The 18,172-nt window shown below is 68.4% G+C and carries 16 protein-coding genes; 13 read left to right on the top strand and 3 right to left on the bottom strand.

Translation table 11 applies throughout. The annotated features are described in order from the left end of the window. Positions 1-21 precede the first annotated feature (21 nt). Both QBJ89_RS17365 and QBJ89_RS17360 read right to left on the bottom strand, forming a co-directional pair. Positions 22-1,182 (bottom strand): mechanosensitive ion channel family protein, encoded by a 1,161-nt coding sequence (locus QBJ89_RS17365; protein WP_277981733.1) that lies wholly within the window; start codon positions 1,180-1,182, stop codon positions 22-24. 1 nt (position 1,183) lies between these two features. Then, positions 1,184-2,227, bottom strand: coding sequence for a DNA topoisomerase IB (locus QBJ89_RS17360; protein ID WP_277981732.1), 1,044 nt, complete (start codon positions 2,225-2,227; stop codon positions 1,184-1,186). A 98-nt stretch (positions 2,228-2,325) separates the two neighbouring features. On the opposite strand from QBJ89_RS17360, the gene QBJ89_RS17355 reads away from it, so the two are divergent. Beyond that, positions 2,326-2,901 (top strand): type 1 glutamine amidotransferase domain-containing protein, encoded by a 576-nt coding sequence (locus tag QBJ89_RS17355; RefSeq protein ID WP_277981731.1) that lies wholly within the window; start codon positions 2,326-2,328, stop codon positions 2,899-2,901. Between the two features lie 117 nt (positions 2,902-3,018). On the opposite strand, the gene QBJ89_RS17350 is transcribed toward QBJ89_RS17355, so the two are convergent. Then, positions 3,019-4,050: a quinone-dependent dihydroorotate dehydrogenase gene (locus QBJ89_RS17350; protein ID WP_277981730.1), complete on the bottom strand. Its 1,032-nt coding sequence runs from the start codon at positions 4,048-4,050 to the stop codon at positions 3,019-3,021. Between the two features lie 298 nt (positions 4,051-4,348). Between QBJ89_RS17350 and QBJ89_RS17345 the strand changes: the two genes are divergently transcribed. The 12 genes from QBJ89_RS17345 to glgC all read left to right on the top strand — a co-directional run bounded on the left by QBJ89_RS17345 (position 4,349) and on the right by glgC (position 18,171). Beyond that, positions 4,349-4,801: an SUF system Fe-S cluster assembly regulator gene (locus QBJ89_RS17345; protein ID WP_277981729.1), complete on the top strand. Its 453-nt coding sequence runs from the start codon at positions 4,349-4,351 to the stop codon at positions 4,799-4,801. Position 4,802: 1 nt separating this feature from the next. Then, positions 4,803-6,266: a Fe-S cluster assembly protein SufB gene (gene sufB / locus QBJ89_RS17340; protein ID WP_277981728.1), complete on the top strand. Its 1,464-nt coding sequence runs from the start codon at positions 4,803-4,805 to the stop codon at positions 6,264-6,266. Further along, on the top strand, positions 6,263-6,754 hold the full coding sequence (locus QBJ89_RS17335; RefSeq protein WP_277981727.1) for an endonuclease domain-containing protein: 492 nt from the start codon (positions 6,263-6,265) through the stop codon (positions 6,752-6,754). The genes sufB and QBJ89_RS17335 overlap by 4 nt, the downstream gene beginning before the upstream one ends. Continuing rightward, positions 6,741-7,484: a Fe-S cluster assembly ATPase SufC gene (gene sufC, locus QBJ89_RS17330; RefSeq protein WP_277981726.1), complete on the top strand. Its 744-nt coding sequence runs from the start codon at positions 6,741-6,743 to the stop codon at positions 7,482-7,484. Before QBJ89_RS17335 ends, sufC begins: the two co-directional genes overlap by 14 nt. Positions 7,485-7,572: 88 nt before the next feature. Further along, complete coding sequence (locus QBJ89_RS17325) at positions 7,573-8,640, top strand: SufD family Fe-S cluster assembly protein (protein WP_277981725.1); 1,068 nt, start codon at positions 7,573-7,575, stop codon at positions 8,638-8,640. A gap of 118 nt (positions 8,641-8,758) precedes the next feature. Continuing rightward, complete coding sequence (locus tag QBJ89_RS17320) at positions 8,759-9,979, top strand: aminotransferase class V-fold PLP-dependent enzyme (protein WP_277981724.1); 1,221 nt, start codon at positions 8,759-8,761, stop codon at positions 9,977-9,979. 25 nt (positions 9,980-10,004) lie between these two features. Then, on the top strand, positions 10,005-10,475 hold the full coding sequence (locus QBJ89_RS17315; protein WP_277981723.1) for an SUF system Fe-S cluster assembly protein: 471 nt from the start codon (positions 10,005-10,007) through the stop codon (positions 10,473-10,475). Beyond that, positions 10,475-10,828: a HesB/IscA family protein gene (locus QBJ89_RS17310; protein WP_277981722.1), complete on the top strand. Its 354-nt coding sequence runs from the start codon at positions 10,475-10,477 to the stop codon at positions 10,826-10,828. The genes QBJ89_RS17315 and QBJ89_RS17310 overlap by 1 nt, the downstream gene beginning before the upstream one ends. Positions 10,829-11,119: 291 nt before the next feature. Further along, positions 11,120-12,031 (top strand): YihY/virulence factor BrkB family protein, encoded by a 912-nt coding sequence (locus QBJ89_RS17305; RefSeq protein WP_277981721.1) that lies wholly within the window; start codon positions 11,120-11,122, stop codon positions 12,029-12,031. A gap of 36 nt (positions 12,032-12,067) precedes the next feature. Then, entirely contained in the window at positions 12,068-14,491 is a 2,424-nt protein-coding gene (locus QBJ89_RS17300) for a glycogen/starch/alpha-glucan phosphorylase (RefSeq protein WP_277981720.1), read from the top strand. Then, complete coding sequence (gene glgB, locus QBJ89_RS17295; RefSeq protein ID WP_277981719.1) at positions 14,488-16,653, top strand: 1,4-alpha-glucan branching protein GlgB; 2,166 nt, start codon at positions 14,488-14,490, stop codon at positions 16,651-16,653. The genes QBJ89_RS17300 and glgB overlap by 4 nt, the downstream gene beginning before the upstream one ends. Before the next feature lie 258 nt (positions 16,654-16,911). Beyond that, entirely contained in the window at positions 16,912-18,171 is a 1,260-nt protein-coding gene (gene glgC, locus QBJ89_RS17290) for a glucose-1-phosphate adenylyltransferase (RefSeq protein WP_277981718.1), read from the top strand. The last annotated feature ends 1 nt before the right edge of the window (position 18,172 follow it).

The following is an 18,172-nucleotide window of genomic DNA, read 5'->3' as shown; positions in this document are numbered from 1 at the left end:
GCGAGGGGCTTAGCCTAGCCCTCAGCCCCGCGCCGCCTCCGCATAAGGCATCACCAGCGTGCCGTCGGGCGCGGCGGTGTACGTCGTCTGCGTGGGATAGGCGATGCCGATCTTCTCCGCGGCGAAGCGGCGCATGATCGCCACCATCAGCCGGTCGCGCGTGGCGTGCGCGGTGGCCCAGTCGTCGCCCGGCGTGTCGACCTGGAGCGCATAGTCGAGGCTCGACGCGCCGAACGTCTCGAAACCGCACCGCGCCACCTTCGCGCCCTCCGCCTCGACCAGCTCGGTCAGGATCGCGGGCACGCGCGCCAGCGTGTCGGGCGGCGTCTCGTAGGTGACGCCGATCGTGTACGACACGCGGACATGATCGCGCAGCGAGGTGTTCTGGATCTCCTTGTCGAGCAGGTTGCGGTTGGAGATGATGCGCAGCTCGCCGGTGAAGGAGCGGATGCGCGTCGACTTCAGCCCGATCGACTCGATTACGCCGCTGGTGGTGCCGTAGCTGATCTTGTCGCCGCGGCGGAACGGGCGGTCGAAGATGATCGCCAGCGCGGCGAACAGATCGGCGAAGATGCCCTGCGCGGCGAGGCCGATGGCGATGCCGCCGACGCCGAGCCCCGCGACCAGCCCGGTGACGTTGACCCCGAGGTTGTCGAGCACCACCACCAAAGCGATCGCGAACACCGCGACGCTGACGAGGAGGCGGATCAGCCCCATCGCGCTCATCAGCGCCTCGCCGGTGTAATGTTCGCCGCGGGTGCGATGCTCGATCGCGCCGAGGATCAGCTCGCGTGCCCAGATCGCACCCTGGAAGGTGACCGCCACCTTGAACAGGAAGGCGATCGTCGCGTCGAGCTCGGGCGGGGTGGCGGCATAGCCGCTCACCAGCCGGGCCGAGAGCATGGTGATGAAGAAGGCGTTGGTGCGCTCCACCGCGCGCCCCAGCACCGCCGACCAGCCCTTGCCCGAGGCGCTGCGTCGCGCCAGCCGCGGGCCGAACGCGCGCAGCCAGAACAGCAGCAGCGCGATCGCCACGCCGATGCCGAGCGCGATCAGGATCTGGAGCCAATGCTGCTGCAGCCAGGTGACACTGGCACCGAGCAGGGCCTGCGCCTGGTCGCCGACGCGACCCGCGTCGATCGACGCGGCCGGCTTGGCCACCGCCGCCTTGCTGTCACTCATCTCAGGCCGCCTTCAACTCGCACGCGCCGCTCTGCTCGAGGAAGGCGATCAGTCCACGCTCGGTTCGGCTGAGATATTGGCTGGCGCGCGGCAGCCGCAGCGTTTGCCGGAACGCCGCCTGGAGCGCCTTGTCCTTGCCGAGCTCGATCAATGCGGGATGGACGTAGGATTTGCGCGCGATGGCAGGGGTGTTGCCGAGCCGCTCGACCACCGGCTCGAGCATCGTCTTGAGCCCGATCGGCGCGGGTGCCTCGACCAATGCCTCATACGCGACGACGCTCGCACCCCAGGTGCGGAAATGCTTGGCGGTGAAGCCGTCGCCCATGGCAGCGCGGAGATAGGCGTTGACGTCGGACGAGGTCACCGCGTGCGGCGCACCGTCATCCCCGACGTACTGGAACAGCTTCTGCCCCGGCAGGTCCTGGCACTTCTTGACGAAGCGCGCGAGGCTGCCGTCGGTGATGCGCAGTTTGCGGATCTTGCCCGACTTGGCCTTGTACTGGAGCGCCAGCGTACTGCCCTTGATCTGCGCGTGGCGGTCGCGCAGCGTGGTCAGGCCGTAGCTCTTGTTGGTCTTGGCATAGGTCTCGTTGCCGATGCGCAGCGCCGCCATGTCGAGCAGCTTGACGATCGCGGCGACGGTGCGCTCCTTGCTGTGGCTGCGCTTGTCGAGATCGGCCTCGACGCGCGCGCGCAGCTTGGTCAGCGCGCGACCGAACGGGGCGCACAGGTCGTATTTCGCCGCCTCCTGCTGCGCGCGGTAATCGAGGTGATAGCGATACTGCTTGCGCCCCTTCTCGTCCCAGCCGACCGCCTGGATATGGCCGGTCGGGTCGGGGCAGAACCAGGCGTCGGTATAAGCGGGGGGCAGGCCGATCGCGTTGAGCCGATCGATCTCGTCGCGGTCGCTGATGCGCGCGCCGTCGGAATCATAATAGGCCCAGGCGCCGTGCCGCGTCTTCTTGCGCGTGATGCCGGGCTCACCGTCGTCGAAATAGACGATATGGCAGCCGTTCTCGGTCGTGCGCTCCGCTTCTACGCTCATGTCGCGGGAAATGCGCGGGCTGCCGCATCGTTCCGGAACGGCGGCGCGGGGACGGGGTTTGGGGCGCTGTCGAACCGACACGTATCAGGAGATTTCCCATGGCCGACCTGTCGCAAGCCCGCGTGCTGATGCTCGCCGCCGACGGCTTCGAGACGGTGGAGCTGTTCGAACCGCGCAAGGCGCTGGAAGCCGCCGGCGTCACCGTCACGCTCGCCTCGATCAAGCGCGATCCGATCCAGGGCATGAAGCAGGACATCAACCAGGCCGAGACCGCCACCCCCGACCTCACGCTCGACGAGGTCGAGGTCGACGATTACGACGCGCTGGTGCTGCCGGGCGGCGTCGCCAACCCCGACAAGCTGCGCGTCGAGGCCAAGGCGGTGCAGATCGTCCAGGACTTCATGGATGAGGACAAGATCGTCGCGGCGATCTGCCACGCGCCCTGGCTGCTGGCCGAGGCCGATGTCATCGACGGGCGGCGGCTGACCGGCTTCGAGTCGATCCGCACCGATCTGGAAAATGCCGGCGCCGAGGTGGTCGACGAGGAGGTCGTCGTCGACGACAATCTCATCACCAGCCGCAAGCCCGACGACATCCCCGCCTTCAACAAGGCGATCATCGCCGCGCTGACCGAGGAGCTCGGCGCCGACGAGGAGGAGGAAGAGGAGGCGTAAGGGCGCACGCTAGAGCCCTCCCTGCAAGGGGAGGGACGGGGTGGGGTGCTCTCCTCAAGCGGTTTCCTGCAAAGCGACCTACCCACCCCCCGCCTCCTCCCTTTTCGGGAGGGGGGCTTACGCCCCCACCGCTTCCGCCACGCTCGCGAACCCGTCGCGCGCGAGGCGCGCCGCCAGCTCGGCCACGATCCGGCGCGGCAGCCCCGGCCCTTCGTAGATCAGCGCGGTGTAGACCTGCACCAGGTTCGCGCCGGCGCGGATGCGCGCATAGGCCTCCGCCCCGCTGTCGATCCCGCCGACTGCGATCAGCGGCAGCGCACCGCCGGTGGCGCGACGGAAGTCGGCCAGCCGCTCGGCCGCGAGCGCGCGCAGCGGCGCGCCCGACAGCCCGCCGGCCTCGCCCGCGTGCGCACTGCGCAGCGGCGGGCGGCTCACCGTGGTGTTGCTCACGATCAGCGCGTCTATCCCTGCGTCGAGCGCGGCGCGCGCGATCGAGTCGACCAGCGCAGCCTGGAGGTCGGGCGCCACCTTGAGGAACAGCGGCGTGGTGCCGCGCGCGGCGACGCAGGCGGCGAGCAGCTCGGCCAGCGCGGCGCCGTGCTGCAGGTCGCGCAGCCCCGGCGTGTTGGGCGAGCTGACGTTGATCGTGACATAGTCCGCCACCGGCGCCGCGGCGCTCACCCCCGCGACATAGTCGGCGACGCGGTCGGTCGCGTCCTTGTTGGCGCCGACGTTGATGCCGAGCACGCCGCCGTGGCGCCGCGCCGCTGCGGCGCGCGCGACGCCGGCGGCGAGCCCGCCGTTGTTGAAGCCCATGCGGTTGATGATCGCGCGGTCCTCGGCGAGCCGGAACAGCCGCGGGCGCGGGTTGCCGGGCTGCGCGCGCGGCGTGAGCGTGCCGACCTCGACCGACCCGAAGCCGAGCCGCATCAGCCCGGCAACGGCGCGCGCGTCCTTGTCGAGCCCGGCGGCGAGGCCGACCGGGTTGGGGAAGTCGATTCCCGCGACTCGAGTCTCAAGCCGTGGCATCGTGCCGCCGAGTGGTCCGCCAAGCGCGCCCCAGCGCGCCAGCGCGCCGAGCGCGACGTCGTGCGCGCGCTCGGGTGGCAGCGCCAGCGTGGCGCGATGGAAGAGGGAGGAGATCGCCATGATGCGTCTGTCGTCGCGTCCCGAAGCGAGATCAAGCCGGGCGAGTTGTAAAAAATCGTCTTGGCCGCGCTGAATCCGTCCAATCCTTGCGCGACGAGCTGTGTGCATAACGCGACTGCGACCCGAAGGGCTTCCGAACGGAAGTTCTTTCCTCAAGGGCCCGGCAGCCTCTGCCGGGCCCTTTTTTTGCGCGCAGCGCAGGCGGGCGCGGTTGATTTCGCCCGGTCGGGCGGCCACATGGCAATCGGAACGATCTACTCCGATTTGAGAGTCGATCGCAACTACCGAATGTGGGACGATGCGCCTCTCGAGCCTGACCGACTATGCCGTGGTGCTGCTCACCGCCGCCGCGCGCCACTGCGGCGGGCTGGCGCGGAGGAACGCCACGTCGCTCGCCGAGGAGACCGGCGTGCCGCTGCCGACCGCGCAGAAGCTGGTCAGCCGGCTCGCGGCGGCGGGGCTGATCGACAGCACGCGCGGCACCGGCGGCGGGATCCGGCTGGCGCGTCCGCCCGCGACGATCACGCTGGCGGACATTGTCGAGGCGGTGGAGGGGCCGATTGCGCTCACCGCCTGCGTCGACGCCGCCGAGCACGACTGCGCGATCGAAGGCAATTGCCGCGTCAAGCCGCACTGGAACGCGGTCAATCAGGCGGTGCGCGGCGCGCTCGCGGGGGTGACGCTGGCGTCGCTCGCCGCCGCGCCCCTTCCACAACAGGGCGCGCCCGAACAGATGAAGGTTGAGGCATAACATGGCCACGAAGAACGCCGAGGCCCATGCGGCCGTCGCCAAGAAGTATGAGTGGGGCTTCGCCACCGACATCGAGCAGGACTTCGCGCCCAAGGGGCTGAGCGAGGACACCGTCCGCTACATCAGTGCCAAGAAGAACGAGCCCGAGTGGATGCTCGACTGGCGGCTCAAGGCGTTCCGGCTGTGGCAGACGATGCAGGCGCCCGACTGGGCCAAGCTCAACGTCCCCCCGATCGACTATCAGGACGCGTATTATTACGCCGAGCCCAAGCAGAAGAAGACGATCGCGTCGCTCGACGAGCTCGATCCGGAGATCCGCCGCACCTACGAGAAGCTCGGCATCCCGATCCGGGAGCAGGAGGTGCTCGCGGGCGTGGAGGGCGCGCGCAAGGTCGCGGTCGACGCGGTGTTCGACTCGGTCTCGGTGGCGACCACCTTCCGCGAGGAGCTCAAGGCGGCGGGCGTGATCTTCCTGTCGATCAGCGAGGCGATCCGCGAATATCCCGACCTCGTCCGCAAGTGGCTCGGCAAGGTGGTGCCGCAGCGCGACAATTACTTCGCAACGCTCAACTCGGCGGTCTTCTCCGACGGCACCTTCGTCTACGTGCCCGAGGGCGTGCGCTGCCCGATGGAGCTGTCCACCTATTTCCGCATCAATGCCGAGAACACCGGCCAGTTCGAGCGCACGCTGATCGTCGCCGACAAGGGCGCGTACGTCAGCTATCTCGAGGGCTGCACCGCGCCGATGCGCGACGAGAACCAGCTCCACGCCGCGGTGGTCGAGCTGGTCGTGCTCGACGATGCCGAGATCAAATATTCGACCGTGCAGAACTGGTATCCCGGCGACGAGAACGGCGTCGGCGGCATCTACAATTTCGTCACCAAGCGCGCGCTCTGCCAGGGCAGGAACAGCAAGGTGAGCTGGACTCAGGTCGAGACCGGCTCGGCGATCACCTGGAAATATCCGAGCTGCGTGCTGGCGGGCGAGAATAGCGTCGGCGAATTCTACTCGGTGGCGGTGACCAACAACCTTCAGCAGGCCGACACCGGCACCAAGATGATCCATCTGGGCAAGGGCTCGCGCTCGACGATCGTGTCGAAGGGCATCTCGGCGGGGCGGTCGGACAACACCTATCGCGGGCTGGTGCGCGTCGCGCCGACCGCGGAGGGCGTGCGTAACTTCACCCAGTGCGACTCGCTGCTGCTGTCGGACCAGTGCGGGGCGCACACCGTGCCGTACATCGAGGTGCGCAACCCCTCGGCGCAGATCGAGCATGAGGCGACGACGTCGAAGATCAGCGAGGACCAATTGTTCTATGCGATGTCGCGCGGGCTCGATGCCGAGGCGGCGGTGGCGCTGATCGTCAACGGCTTCGCGCGCGAGGTGCTGCAGCAGCTGCCGATGGAGTTCGCGGTCGAGGCGCAGAAGCTGCTGGGGATCTCGCTCGAGGGGAGCGTGGGGTGACGCCGAAGGACGAGAACCGTCGCTTGAACTCCCCTCCCCTTCAGGGGAGGGGCCGGGGGTGGGGCCTCTCTGCGAACGCCATCGCCGGCGTTCAGGCGAACGCGCGCGCGCTCCGCAACAATCCTACCGAGCCCGAAAAGCGCCTCTGGTCCGCGCTCTCGCGCGCCCAACTCGGCGGCTATAAGTTCCGCCGCCAAGCCGCGATCGGCCGCTACATCACCGACTTCCTCTGCCCGGCGACGCGGCTGATCGTCGAGGTCGATGGTGACACCCACGCCGACCCTGCCGCCGATATCGCGCGTGAAGCCGACCTGCGCGCGCTCGGTTATCGCATCCTTCGCTTCGCCAACGCGGACGTGATGCGGAACCTCGACGGCGTGCTCGCCACGCTGCTCGCCCAGCTTCAGGCCGTCCCCTCGCGGCGGCGCCCCACCCCAACCCCTCCCCTGCAGGGGAGGGGCTTCAGGAATGACGATGCTCACGATTGACAATCTTCACGCCGAGATCGACGGCAAGCCGATCCTCAAGGGTCTCACGCTCCAGGTGGATGCGGGCGAGATCCACGCGATCATGGGGCCCAACGGCGCGGGCAAGTCGACGCTCGGCTACGTGCTCGGCGGGCGGCCCGGCTATGAAGTGACCGCGGGCTCGGTCACGTTTAACGGGGAGGATCTGCTCGACAAGGAACCGCACGAGCGCGCCGCGGCGGGCGTGTTCCTCGGCTTCCAATATCCGGTCGAGATCCCGGGCGTGTCGAACGTGCAGTTCCTGCGCGAGAGCCTCAACGCGCAGCGCGCGGTGCGCGGCGAAAAGCCGCTGTCGGGCGCCGAGTTCCTCAAGGTGGCGCGGGCGCAGGCGGATGCGCTCGGGCTCCAGCAGGACATGCTCAAGCGCCCGGTCAACGTCGGCTTCTCCGGCGGCGAGAAGAAGCGCAACGAGATGGTGCAGATGGGGATCATCGACCCCAAGTTCGCGATCCTCGACGAGACCGACTCGGGGCTCGACATCGACGCGCTGCGCGTGGTCGGCGACGGCATCAACCGCATCATGCGCCGGCCCGACAAGGCCGTGCTGCTGATCACCCATTACCAGCGGCTGCTCGACTATGTCCGGCCGGATCGCGTGCATGTGCTGGCGGACGGGCGCATCACGCGCTCGGGCGGGGCCGAGCTGGCGCAACAGCTCGAGCGCGAGGGTTACGCCGAGGTGGCGGCGTGACGATGGCGTTCACGCGACGCCGCGGCGGAGCGGTGACGTGTTCCTGCGTGCGCAGGAACACGGTGACCGGCCGGGTGGGAGCCGCCGCATGAGCGTGCTCGATCTTCCCTCCAACCGCGAGGAAGCGTGGCGCTGGGCCGACCTCGGCGGGATCGCCGCGGCCGCCGCGCTCGCGCCGGTCGCGCGTCCGGGTGCGCAGTTCCTCGACCTGCCCGGCGCCAAGCTCCTGTTCGTCGATGGCGAGCTGGACCAAAGTGCGAGCGAGCTCCGCCGCGTCACCATCGGCGCGATCGCCCCGAGCGACCACCCGCTCGGCCGCCGCGCCGCGCGTGGCTGGACGCTCACGCTCGACTCCCACGCCGTCGCCGACCCGGTTCAAATCGTGCATGTCGCCACCGGCGCGGAGAACCACCTTGGCGCCGCAATCGAGCTGGGCGACGACGCGGTCGCGCAGCTGGTCGAGACCTTCGTCGGCGCGGGCTGGTCGAATCGCTTCACCAGCGTCCGGCTGGGGCGCGGCGCGCGGCTGTCGCGCGCGGTGCGGCTGACCCAGGCGGCGGGCTTCGTCTCGCTGCGCGACGAGATCGTGCTCGGCAAGGCGGCGAGCTTCGTGGGCACGGTGCTCGCCGCGGGTGACCAGGGCGCGCGCGTCGACGCCGCGCTGACGCTGGCGGGCGAGGGCGGCTACGCCGAGTTCGGCGGCGCGCTGCTGACGCGCGACCGGCTCCAGCAGGAATGCGCGGTGCGCGTGCGCCACGCCGAGCCCAACGGCCAGTCGCACCAGCTGTGGCGCGCGGTCGCGGCCGACCAGTCGCAGGCGAGCCTCGCCGCCGCTGTGGAGGTGGCGCGCCACGCGCAGAAGACCGACGGCGAGCAGTCGTTGCGCGGGCTGCTGCTCCACCGCACCGCGACGGTGAACCTCAAGCCCGAGCTGGAGATCTTCGCCGACGACGTGAAATGCGCGCACGGCGCGACCGTGGGCGAGCTGGACGCGCGCGCGTTGTTCTACATGGAGAGCCGCGGCATCCCGGCGGCCCGCGCCAAGGCGCTGCTGACGCACGCCTTCGTCGCCGACGCGCTCGACCGCATCGCCGATGAGACGGTGCGCGCGGCATTCGCGGCCGACGCCGCGGCGTGGCTGGAGCGCACGCTGTGACGCTGTCCTACGCGCGGGATCGGTGCGAAGGGGCGAGGGCGGCGGCTCCCTGGTCCTCGGGCATCGGCGCGCGCGCGGGGCGCGGCCGACTCAACATTCGCAACATTGGGGAGCGCGCATGACCGTCGTGACCGCCGATCCCGCCACGCGCCCGCTCGACGTCGTCGCGGATTTCCCCGCGATTCCCGCGGGCTGGGCCTATCTCGACACGGCCGCTACGGCGCAGAAACCGCGCGCGGTGATCGACGCGATCACGCGCGGCTACGACACCGATTACGCCACCGTCCATCGCGGCGTGTACCAGCGCTCCGCCGACATGACGCTGGCCTATGAGGCGGCGCGCGACACCGTCGCCCGCTTCGTCAACGCCACCGCCGACGAGATCGTCTTCGTCCGCGGCGCGACCGAGGCGATCAACCTCGTCGCCCAATCGTTCGCGGGCACGACGCTGAACGCCGGCGATCGTATCCTGCTCTCCACGCTCGAGCATCACAGCAATATCGTGCCGTGGCAGATGGTGGCCGAGCGCGTCGGCGCCGCGATCGACGTGGTGCCGCTCACCGCCGACCAGCGCATCGACCTTGACGCGATGGCGCGGATGCTGCGGCCCGAGCACAAGCTCGTCGCGCTCGCGCATGTCTCGAACGTGCTCGGCTCGACCCTCGACGTGCGCCGCGCCAGCGAACTCGCGCATGCGGTCGGCGCGACGATCCTGATCGACGGCTGCCAGGCGGTGGCGCGGCTGCCGGTCGACGTGCGCGCGCTCGGCTGCGACTTCTACGTCTTCTCCGGCCATAAGCTGTACGGCCCGACCGGCATCGGCGTATTGTGGGGCCGGCGCGAGCTGCTCGACGCGATGCCGCCCTACCAGGGCGGCGGCTCGATGATCGATCGCGTGTCGTTCGAGCGCACCACCTACGCGCCGGCGCCGACGCGTTTCGAGGCGGGGACGCCGCATATCGTCGGCGCGCTCGGGCTCGCCGCCGCGATCGACTATGTGCAGGCGATCGGTCTCGAGCGCATCCACGCGCACGAGACCGCGCTGGTGGCGCAGGCACGCGAGGCGCTGGCGAGGATCAACTCGGTGCGCGTGCTCGGCCCGGCGGACAGCGCCGGGATCGTCTCCTTCGCGATGGAGGGGGTGCATCCGCACGACATCGGCACCATCTTGGACGAGTCGAAGGTGGCGATCCGCGCCGGCCATCATTGCGCGCAACCGCTGATGGCCGCGCTGGGCGTCGAGGCGACTGCGCGCGCCAGCTTCGGCGTGTACAACGGCCCCGACGATGTCGCCGCGTTGATGGCGGGGATCGAGCGCGTGGCGCGGATCTTCGGATGATGATGTTGGATAGGAACGAGGGACGATGAGCGACCCGATCAAGGTCGAGGAAGTCGACACGGTGCAGGCGCCGCCGCGTGCCAAGGTGTCCGACGCGGTCGAGCCCGCAGGCGCGGAGCCGCGCCAGCGCGACTATCTCGCCGGCTTCCTGGCGCAGCAGCCCGCCGGCGGCGAGGCGCCGCACGAGCCCGGCGGCGCGCTGTACGAGGGCGTGATCGACGCGCTCAAGGAAATCTATGACCCCGAAATTCCGGTGAACATCTACGACCTCGGCCTGATCTACGCGGTCGAGGTGACCGACGCCGGCCAGGCGACGGTGACGATGACGCTGACGACGCCCAACTGTCCGGTCGCCGAGTCGATGCCGGGCGAGGTGGAGATGCGCGTCGCCGCGGTGCCGGGGATCGCCTTCGCCGACGTCAACCTGGTGTGGGATCCGCCGTGGGACCCGCAGAAGATGTCGGACGACGCCAAGCTCGAATTGGGGATGCTGTGATGGCCACCACCCTGCGCGCGCGCCCCGCGGCGCTGAACCTTACCGCGAGCGCCGAGGCGCGTATTGCCGAACTGATGGGCAAGGCGCCCGAGGGCGCGGTCGGGGTGAAGCTGTCGACACCCCGGCGCGGCTGCTCGGGGCTGGCCTATTCGGTCGATTATGTCGCGTCCGCGAGCGCGATGGACGAGCGGATCGAGACGCCGGGCGGGGTGCTGTTCGTCGACGGCGCCTCGCTGCTGTACCTGATCGGCTCGACGATGGACTGGGTCGAGGACGATTTCACCGCCGGCTTCGTATTCGCCAACCCCAACGCCAAGGGCGCATGCGGCTGCGGGGAGAGCTTCACGGTGTGAGGGTCGGTGGGGCTCGGCCCGCTACCCATTGCTCCCACTCTCTTCTTTCTCCTTCCCGTCGCTCCCGCGAAGGCGAGGATCCAGACACGCTGGCGTCTGGCGCTGAAGCGCGACCTTAGCGCGTCTGGTTCCCCGCCTCCGCGTGGATGACGTAAAGGTGGGGGTGGCGCGTGAGGTCGGCATCGAGTGCGGCCTGCGGGCAACCGGCGCGGCTCGTCACCCACTAACCCCTTTACCTGGCGCAACAAATCTCCACGGACCCTCTGCTGCGCTGCGGCGTTGCCCCAGACAATGCGAGTCGACCTTTCCTCCGCCGACCTGTGGCGCTCCTTCCGCGCCGACTGGTGGGGCCAGCTGAAGCGCGCCTACACCGCCTCTGACGCCGACAATCTTGGTCTGATCGCGGCGGGTGCTGCCTTCTATATCATCTCTTCAATCGCGCCGATCCTCGCGGTGACGGTGCTGGGCTACGGCCTGTTCGCCGACGCGCAGACGGTGCAGGAGGACATACGCGCGTTGTTCGCCGCCTTTCCGCGCGATGTCGCCGTCCTGATCGGCCAGCAGCTCGACACCGTCGTCTCGGGCTCGCAGGGCAAGAAGGGGCTCGGCATCATCCTGGCGCTGGCGATCGCGCTGTACGGCGGCAGCAAGGCTGCCACGTCGATGATGACCGCGCTCAACGTCGCTTATGAGGTGAAGGACAAGCGCAGCTTCGTCACCTGGACGCTCACCTCGTTCGCGATCGTGCTCGCCGGCGTGGTGCTGGTGCTGACGGGTATCGCCGCGAGCGCGCTGGCCGCCTTCGTCGGGGCGCTGATCCCGTGGTTCCCCGGCGTGGTGCTCGCGGTGATCCGCATCGGCACCTATGCCGCGCTGGCGCTGCTGGTCGTCACCGGCGCGTCGTTGCTGTTCCGCTTCGGGCCCTACCGCCCGCGCGCGCGGTTGCGCTGGGCGACTCCGGGCACGGTGGTGGCGACCGCGGTGTGGCTGCTCGCGAACGTCGGGTTCAGCCTCTACGTCGCCAACTTCGGCAATTACGGCGCGACCTACGGTTCGCTCAGCGCCATTATCGTGGTGCTCACCTGGCTGTGGATCAGCGTCTACGCCTTCTTGCTCGGCGCTGCGCTCGACGTCCAGGCCTATCGCGGCCGACCCGACCATCCCGCCATCTCGGACATAGCCACCGCGACGCCGGGCGGTTAGGGTCCGCATCGTCATCATCGCCCGGGGGCCAGACATTTGACCGCGACCACCGACGTCAGCGAGCGCGGGCCGCTCGCGCTCGCCATCATCGACACGCTCGTCCACCGCATCGGCAAGGACGAGCGCGCCGCGCGCCCGCACGATTGGCTCGAGGCGACGATTCTCACGCTGCGCAACGAGATCATCGAGCGCTGGATGGCCTCCACCAAGCAGGCGCATGCCGCCGGTGCCAAGCGGGTCTATTATCTCAGCCTTGAGTTCCTGATCGGCCGCTTGCTGCGCGACACGCTCGCCAATCTCCAGCATCACGATGAGGTGGGGGAGGCGTTGCGCCAGCTCGGCGTCGACCTCGGCGCGATCGAGGAGCTGGAGCCCGACGCCGCGCTCGGCAACGGTGGGCTCGGCCGGCTGGCGGCCTGTTTCATGGAGAGCCTGGCGACGCTCGACCTGCCCGCCTACGGCTATGGCATCCGCTACGTGAACGGCATGTTCCGCCAGCGCATCGACGACGGATGGCAGGTCGAGCTGCCCGAGACCTGGCTGGCGCACGGCAACCCGTGGGAGTTCGAGCGCCGCGAGAGCGCCTATTTCGTCGGCTTCGGCGGCGAGGTGACCGGCGACGAGGCCGGCCGCGTCCACTGGCAGCCGGGCGAGGCCGTCGAGGCGGTCGCGGTCGACACGCCCGTGGTCGGCTGGCGCGGCAAGCGCGTCAACACGTTGCGGCTGTGGACCGCGCGCAGCCTTGACCCGTTCAAGCTCGATGCCTTCAATCGCGGCGATTTCGAGGGCGCGATGGCGGACCAGCTCCGCGCCGACAGCCTGGTGCGCGTGCTCTACCCCAATGACTCCACCGCGGCGGGGCAGGAGCTGCGGCTGCGCCAGGAATATTTCTTCTCGTCGGCGTCGATCCAGGACATCGTCCGCCGCCACATCCAGTATTTCGGCGACATCTGCACGCTGCCGGATCGCGCCGCGATTCAGCTCAACGACACCCACCCCGCGGTGGCGGTCGCCGAGCTGATGCGGCTGCTGGTCGATCACCATGAGCTCGATATGGACGCGGCCTGGGCGATCACCCGCGCCACCTTCGGCTATACCAACCACACCTTGCTGCCCGAGGCGCTGGAAAGCTGGCCGCTGCCGCTGTTCGAGCGGTTGCTGCCGCGGCACATGCAGATCGTCTATGCGATCAACGCCAAATTGCTGCGCGAGGCGCGCGCCGCCGAGGGGATCGACGATCGTGCCATCGCCGCGATCAGCCTGATCGACGAGGGCGGCGAGCGCCGCGTGCGCATGGCCAACCTCGCCTTCGCGGGCGCGCACAGCGTCAACGGCGTGGCGGCGCTCCACACCCAGCTGATGAAGTCGACCGTCTTCGCCGACCTCCACCGCCTCTACCCCGACCGGATCAACAACAAGACCAACGGCATCACGCCGCGGCGCTGGTTGCAGGGCTGCAACCCCGCGCTGACCGCGCTGATCGCGGAGGCGATCGGGCCGGACTTCACCGACGACGCGCAGAAGCTGCCGGCGCTTGTGCCGTTCGCCGACGATGCCGCGTTCCGCGAGAAGTTCGCCGCGGTGAAGCGCGCCAACAAGGTCGCGCTGGCCGAGCACGTCCGCGACACGATCGGGTTGCGGCTCGATGCGGATGCGATCTTCGACGTCCAGATCAAGCGCATCCACGAATACAAGCGCCAGCTGCTCAACCTGATCGAGACCGTGGCGCTGTACGACCAGATCCGCAGCCATCCCGAGCGCGACTGGACGCCGCGGGTCAAGCTGTTCGCGGGCAAGGCAGCGTCGAGCTACGTCAACGCCAAGCTGATCATCAAGCTGGCCAATGACGTGGCGCGGCGGATCAACGGCGATCCCAGTATCGGTGGGCTGCTCAAGGTAGCGTTCTTGCCCAATTACAACGTCAGCCTCGCCGAGCGGATGGTCCCTGCCGCCGATCTGTCCGAGCAGATCTCGACCGCGGGCATGGAGGCGTCGGGCACGGGCAACATGAAATTCGCGCTCAACGGCGCGCTGACGATCGGCACGCTCGACGGCGCCAACATCGAGATCCGCGACCATGTCGGTGCCGACGACATCGTGATCTTCGGGATGACCGCGGACGAGGTAGCGACGAAGCGGGCCGGCGGTTACGTGCCGCGCGACGTGATCCAAAATTCGGCCGAGCTGGCGCAGGCGGTGAACGCGATCGCATCTGGGGTGTTTTCGCCAGATGACCCCGACCGTTATCGCGATCTCATGAACGGCCTCTACGACCACGATTGGTTCATGGTCGCCGCCGACTTCGACGCCTACGCCGCCGCGCAGCGCGACGTCGACCGCCGCTGGGGCGACCGCGACGGCTGGCAGCGCAGCGCGATCCGCAACACCGCCAACATGGGCTGGTTCTCGTCCGATCGAACGATCGGCGAGTATGCGCGCGAGATTTGGGGCGTGCTGTGAGGCCGCCGGCGGCAGCGATTGACGCGCTGCTCGACGGCACCAGCGCCGATCCCTTCGCCTTGCTCGGCGCGCATGCGGGGCCCGGTGGCACGTTCGCGCGTGCCTGGATCCCCGGCGCCGAGACTGCCGAGCCGCACACGCTGGCGGGCGCGCCGCTCGGCGCGCTCGAGCGGATCGACGATCGCGGTTTGTTCGAGGGGATGATCGCGGGCGATCCCCAGCCGCTGCGCTACCGTGCGCGCGGCGGTGGCGCGGAATGGTGGGTGACCGACCCTTATAGCTTCGGCCCCGTGCTCGGCCCGGTCGACGACCTGCTGATGAACGAAGGGACGCACTTCCGCCTCTACGACAAGCTCGGCGCACACCTGCTAAACCACGAGGGCGCCGACGGCGTGCATTTCGCGGTCTGGGCACCCAACGCGCGTCGCGTCGCGGTGGTGGGCGGCTTCAACGACTGGGATGCGCGCCGCCACGGCATGCGGCTGCGCGCCGACACCGGCGTCTGGGAGATTTTCCTGCCCGATCTTGGCGCCGGCCACGCCTATAAATACGCGATCACCGGACCCGACGGCGTGATGCAGCCGCTCAAGGCCGATCCTTATGCCTTCGCCGCCGAGCTGCGCCCGAAGACCGCCTCGCTCACCACCGCGCCGCCGACCCACGAATGGGGCGACGCCGCGCATCGCGAGGCTTGGGCCTCGGTCGATCCGCGGCGCGTGCCGATCAGCATCTACGAGGTCCATGCCGGCAGCTGGGATCGCGACGAGAACGGCTGGTATCTCAGCTGGGACCAGCTCGCCGAGCGGCTGATTCCCTATGCCGTCGCGATGGGCTTCACGCACATCGAGTTCATGCCGATCTCGGAACACCCCTATGATCCGAGCTGGGGCTATCAGACCACCGGGCTGTTCGCGCCGAGCGCGCGCTTCGGCGACCACGAAGGCTTCGCGCGCTTCGTCGATGGCGCGCATCGTGCCGGCCTGGGCGTGCTGCTCGACTGGGTGCCCGCGCACTTTCCGACCGATGCGCACGGTCTCGCGCATTTCGACGGTACCGCGCTCTACGAGCACCAGGACCCGCGGCTGGGTTATCACCCCGACTGGAACACCGCGATCTACAATTTCGGGCGGCGCGAGGTGTCCGCCTTCCTCGTCAACAACGCGATCTTCTGGGCCGAGCGCTACCATGTCGATGGGCTGCGCGTCGATGCGGTGGCGTCGATGTTGTACCGCGACTACTCACGCAAAGCGGGCGAGTGGATCCCCAACACCGACGGCGGGCGCGAGAACTGGGAGGCCGTCGAGTTCCTGCGCGCCACCAACAGGGCGGTGTATGCGCGGCACCCCGGTGTGATCACCGTGGCGGAGGAATCGACCAGCTGGCCGGGCGTCACCACCCCCGCTTATGACGAGGGCGCACCGAGCGCGCTCGGCTTCGGCTTCAAGTGGAACATGGGCTGGATGCACGACACGCTCCAGTATATGGCACGCGATCCGATCCATCGCCGCCACCATCACCACAACATCACCTTCGGGCTGGTCTACGCCTTCAGCGAGAACTTCGTGCTGCCGATCAGCCACGACGAAGTGGTGCACGGCAAGGGTTCGATGCTGACCAAGATGGCCGGCGACGACTGGCAGAAGTTCGCCAACCTGCGCGCTTATTACGCGATGATGTGGGGCTATCCCGGCAAGAAGCTGCTGTTCATGGGGCAGGAATTCGCGCAGCGCCAGGAATGGAGCGAGGAGCGCGCGCTCGACTGGGGGCTGACCAACTCCTCCGCACACGACGGGGTGCGCAAGCTCGTCCGCGATCTCAACAAGGTCTACCGTGAGCATCGCGCGCTGCATGCCCGCGACTGCGAGCCTGAAGGTTTCGAGTGGCTGATCGACGGGGATGCGGAGAATTCCGTGTTCGCCTGGCTGCGTCGCGCACCCGGCGCGCCGCCCGTGGCGGTGATCGTCAACATGACCCCGGTGGCGCGGATGCCCTATCGCGTGCCGCTGCCGCACGAAGGCCGTTGGCGTGAGCTGATCAACTCGGACGCGCAGGATTATTGGGGATCGGGGCTCGGCAATCTCGGTGGTGTCGTTGCGGCGGCGGGCTATGCTGACGTGACCCTGCCGCCGCTGGCGACCGTGATGCTGGAGTTCGAAGGGTGAGCAGCGCTCAGAAGAGCCGCGTGAGCACCGCGATGATCATGGCCCAGGCCAGGATCGAAGGAATAATGGCCGTCATCAACCCGCGGATCAGACCGTCGGGCGAACGATACGGATATGCGCGATCCATTGCAGATCCTCTCTTATCATTGTCGTTCCTTGATACGCCATCACTGACTGAGCAACGCGGAATCTGCTCGAGCGTTCCGAGCCTAACCGGCACGAGCGCGGCAGTAAAGACGGTACAGGGAGGAGTCTGACGTGGACGAACGCAGAGGTCAGCCGCTGGCACGTGACGCCATGGCCTATGTTCTGGCCGGCGGGCGCGGTAGCCGCCTCAAGGAACTCACCGACACGCGGGCCAAACCGGCGGTCTACTTCGGCGGCAAGAGCCGGATCATCGATTTCGCGCTGTCGAACGCGATCAACTCGGGCATCCGGCGGATCGGTGTTGCAACGCAGTATAAAGCCCATTCGCTGATCCGGCATCTGCAGCGCGGCTGGAACTTCCTTCGCCCCGAGCGCAACGAGAGCTTCGATATCCTGCCGGCCTCGCAGCGGATCAGCGAGTTCCAATGGTATGAGGGCACCGCCGATGCGGTCTATCAGAACATCGACATCATCCAGGATATCACGCCCGAGTTCATGGTGATCCTGGCAGGCGACCACATCTACAAGATGGACTATGAGATCATGCTGCGGCAGCACTGCGACAGCGGTGCCGACGTCACCGTCGCGTGTCTCGAAGTGCCGCGTATGGAGGCGAGCGCCTTCGGTGTGATGCACGTTGACGAGCAGGATCGCATCATCGACTTCGTCGAGAAGCCCGCGGATCCGCCGTCGATCCCTGGTCAGCCGGATCTCGCGCTCGCCAGTCTCGGCATTTACGTCTTCCACACGCGGCTGCTGATCGACCAGCTGCGCCGCGATGCCGCTACGGAGGGTTCGGCGCGCGACTTCGGCAAGGACATCATCCCGTATCTGGTGAAGAACGGAAACGCCTATGCGCACCGCTTCTCCGCCAGCTGCGTCCGTTCGCCCGACGAGCCCGCGGCCTATTGGCGCGACGTCGGCACGGTCGACGCATATTGGGAAGCGAGCATCGACCTCACCGACGTGGTGCCGCAGCTCGACCTGTATGACCGCGAGTGGCCGCTGTGGACCTATTCCGAGCTCACGCCGCCCGCCAAGTTCGTCCACGACATCGAGGGGCGGCGCGGCCAAGCGGTGTCTAGCCTGATCGCGGGCGACACGATCATCTCGGGCTCGAACGTGCATCGCAGCCTGGTATCGACCGGCGTGCGCGCGCACAGTTTCTCGTCGCTCGACGAGGCGGTGGTGCTGCCGCATTGCCACATCGGTCGCGGCGCCAAGCTGAGCAAGGTGGTGCTCGATCGCGGCGTGATCATCCCCGACGGGCTGATCGTCGGCGAGGATCCGGAGCTTGACGCACATCGGTTCCGCCGCACCGAGAAGGGCGTGTGCCTGATCACGCAGCCGATGATCGATCGCCTCGGCTGAC

Source organism: Sphingomonas phyllosphaerae (genome assembly GCF_029623345.1).
GTDB lineage: Bacteria > Pseudomonadota > Alphaproteobacteria > Sphingomonadales > Sphingomonadaceae > Sphingomonas > Sphingomonas phyllosphaerae_C.
This window is presented reverse-complemented; position numbering and strand designations above follow the sequence as displayed.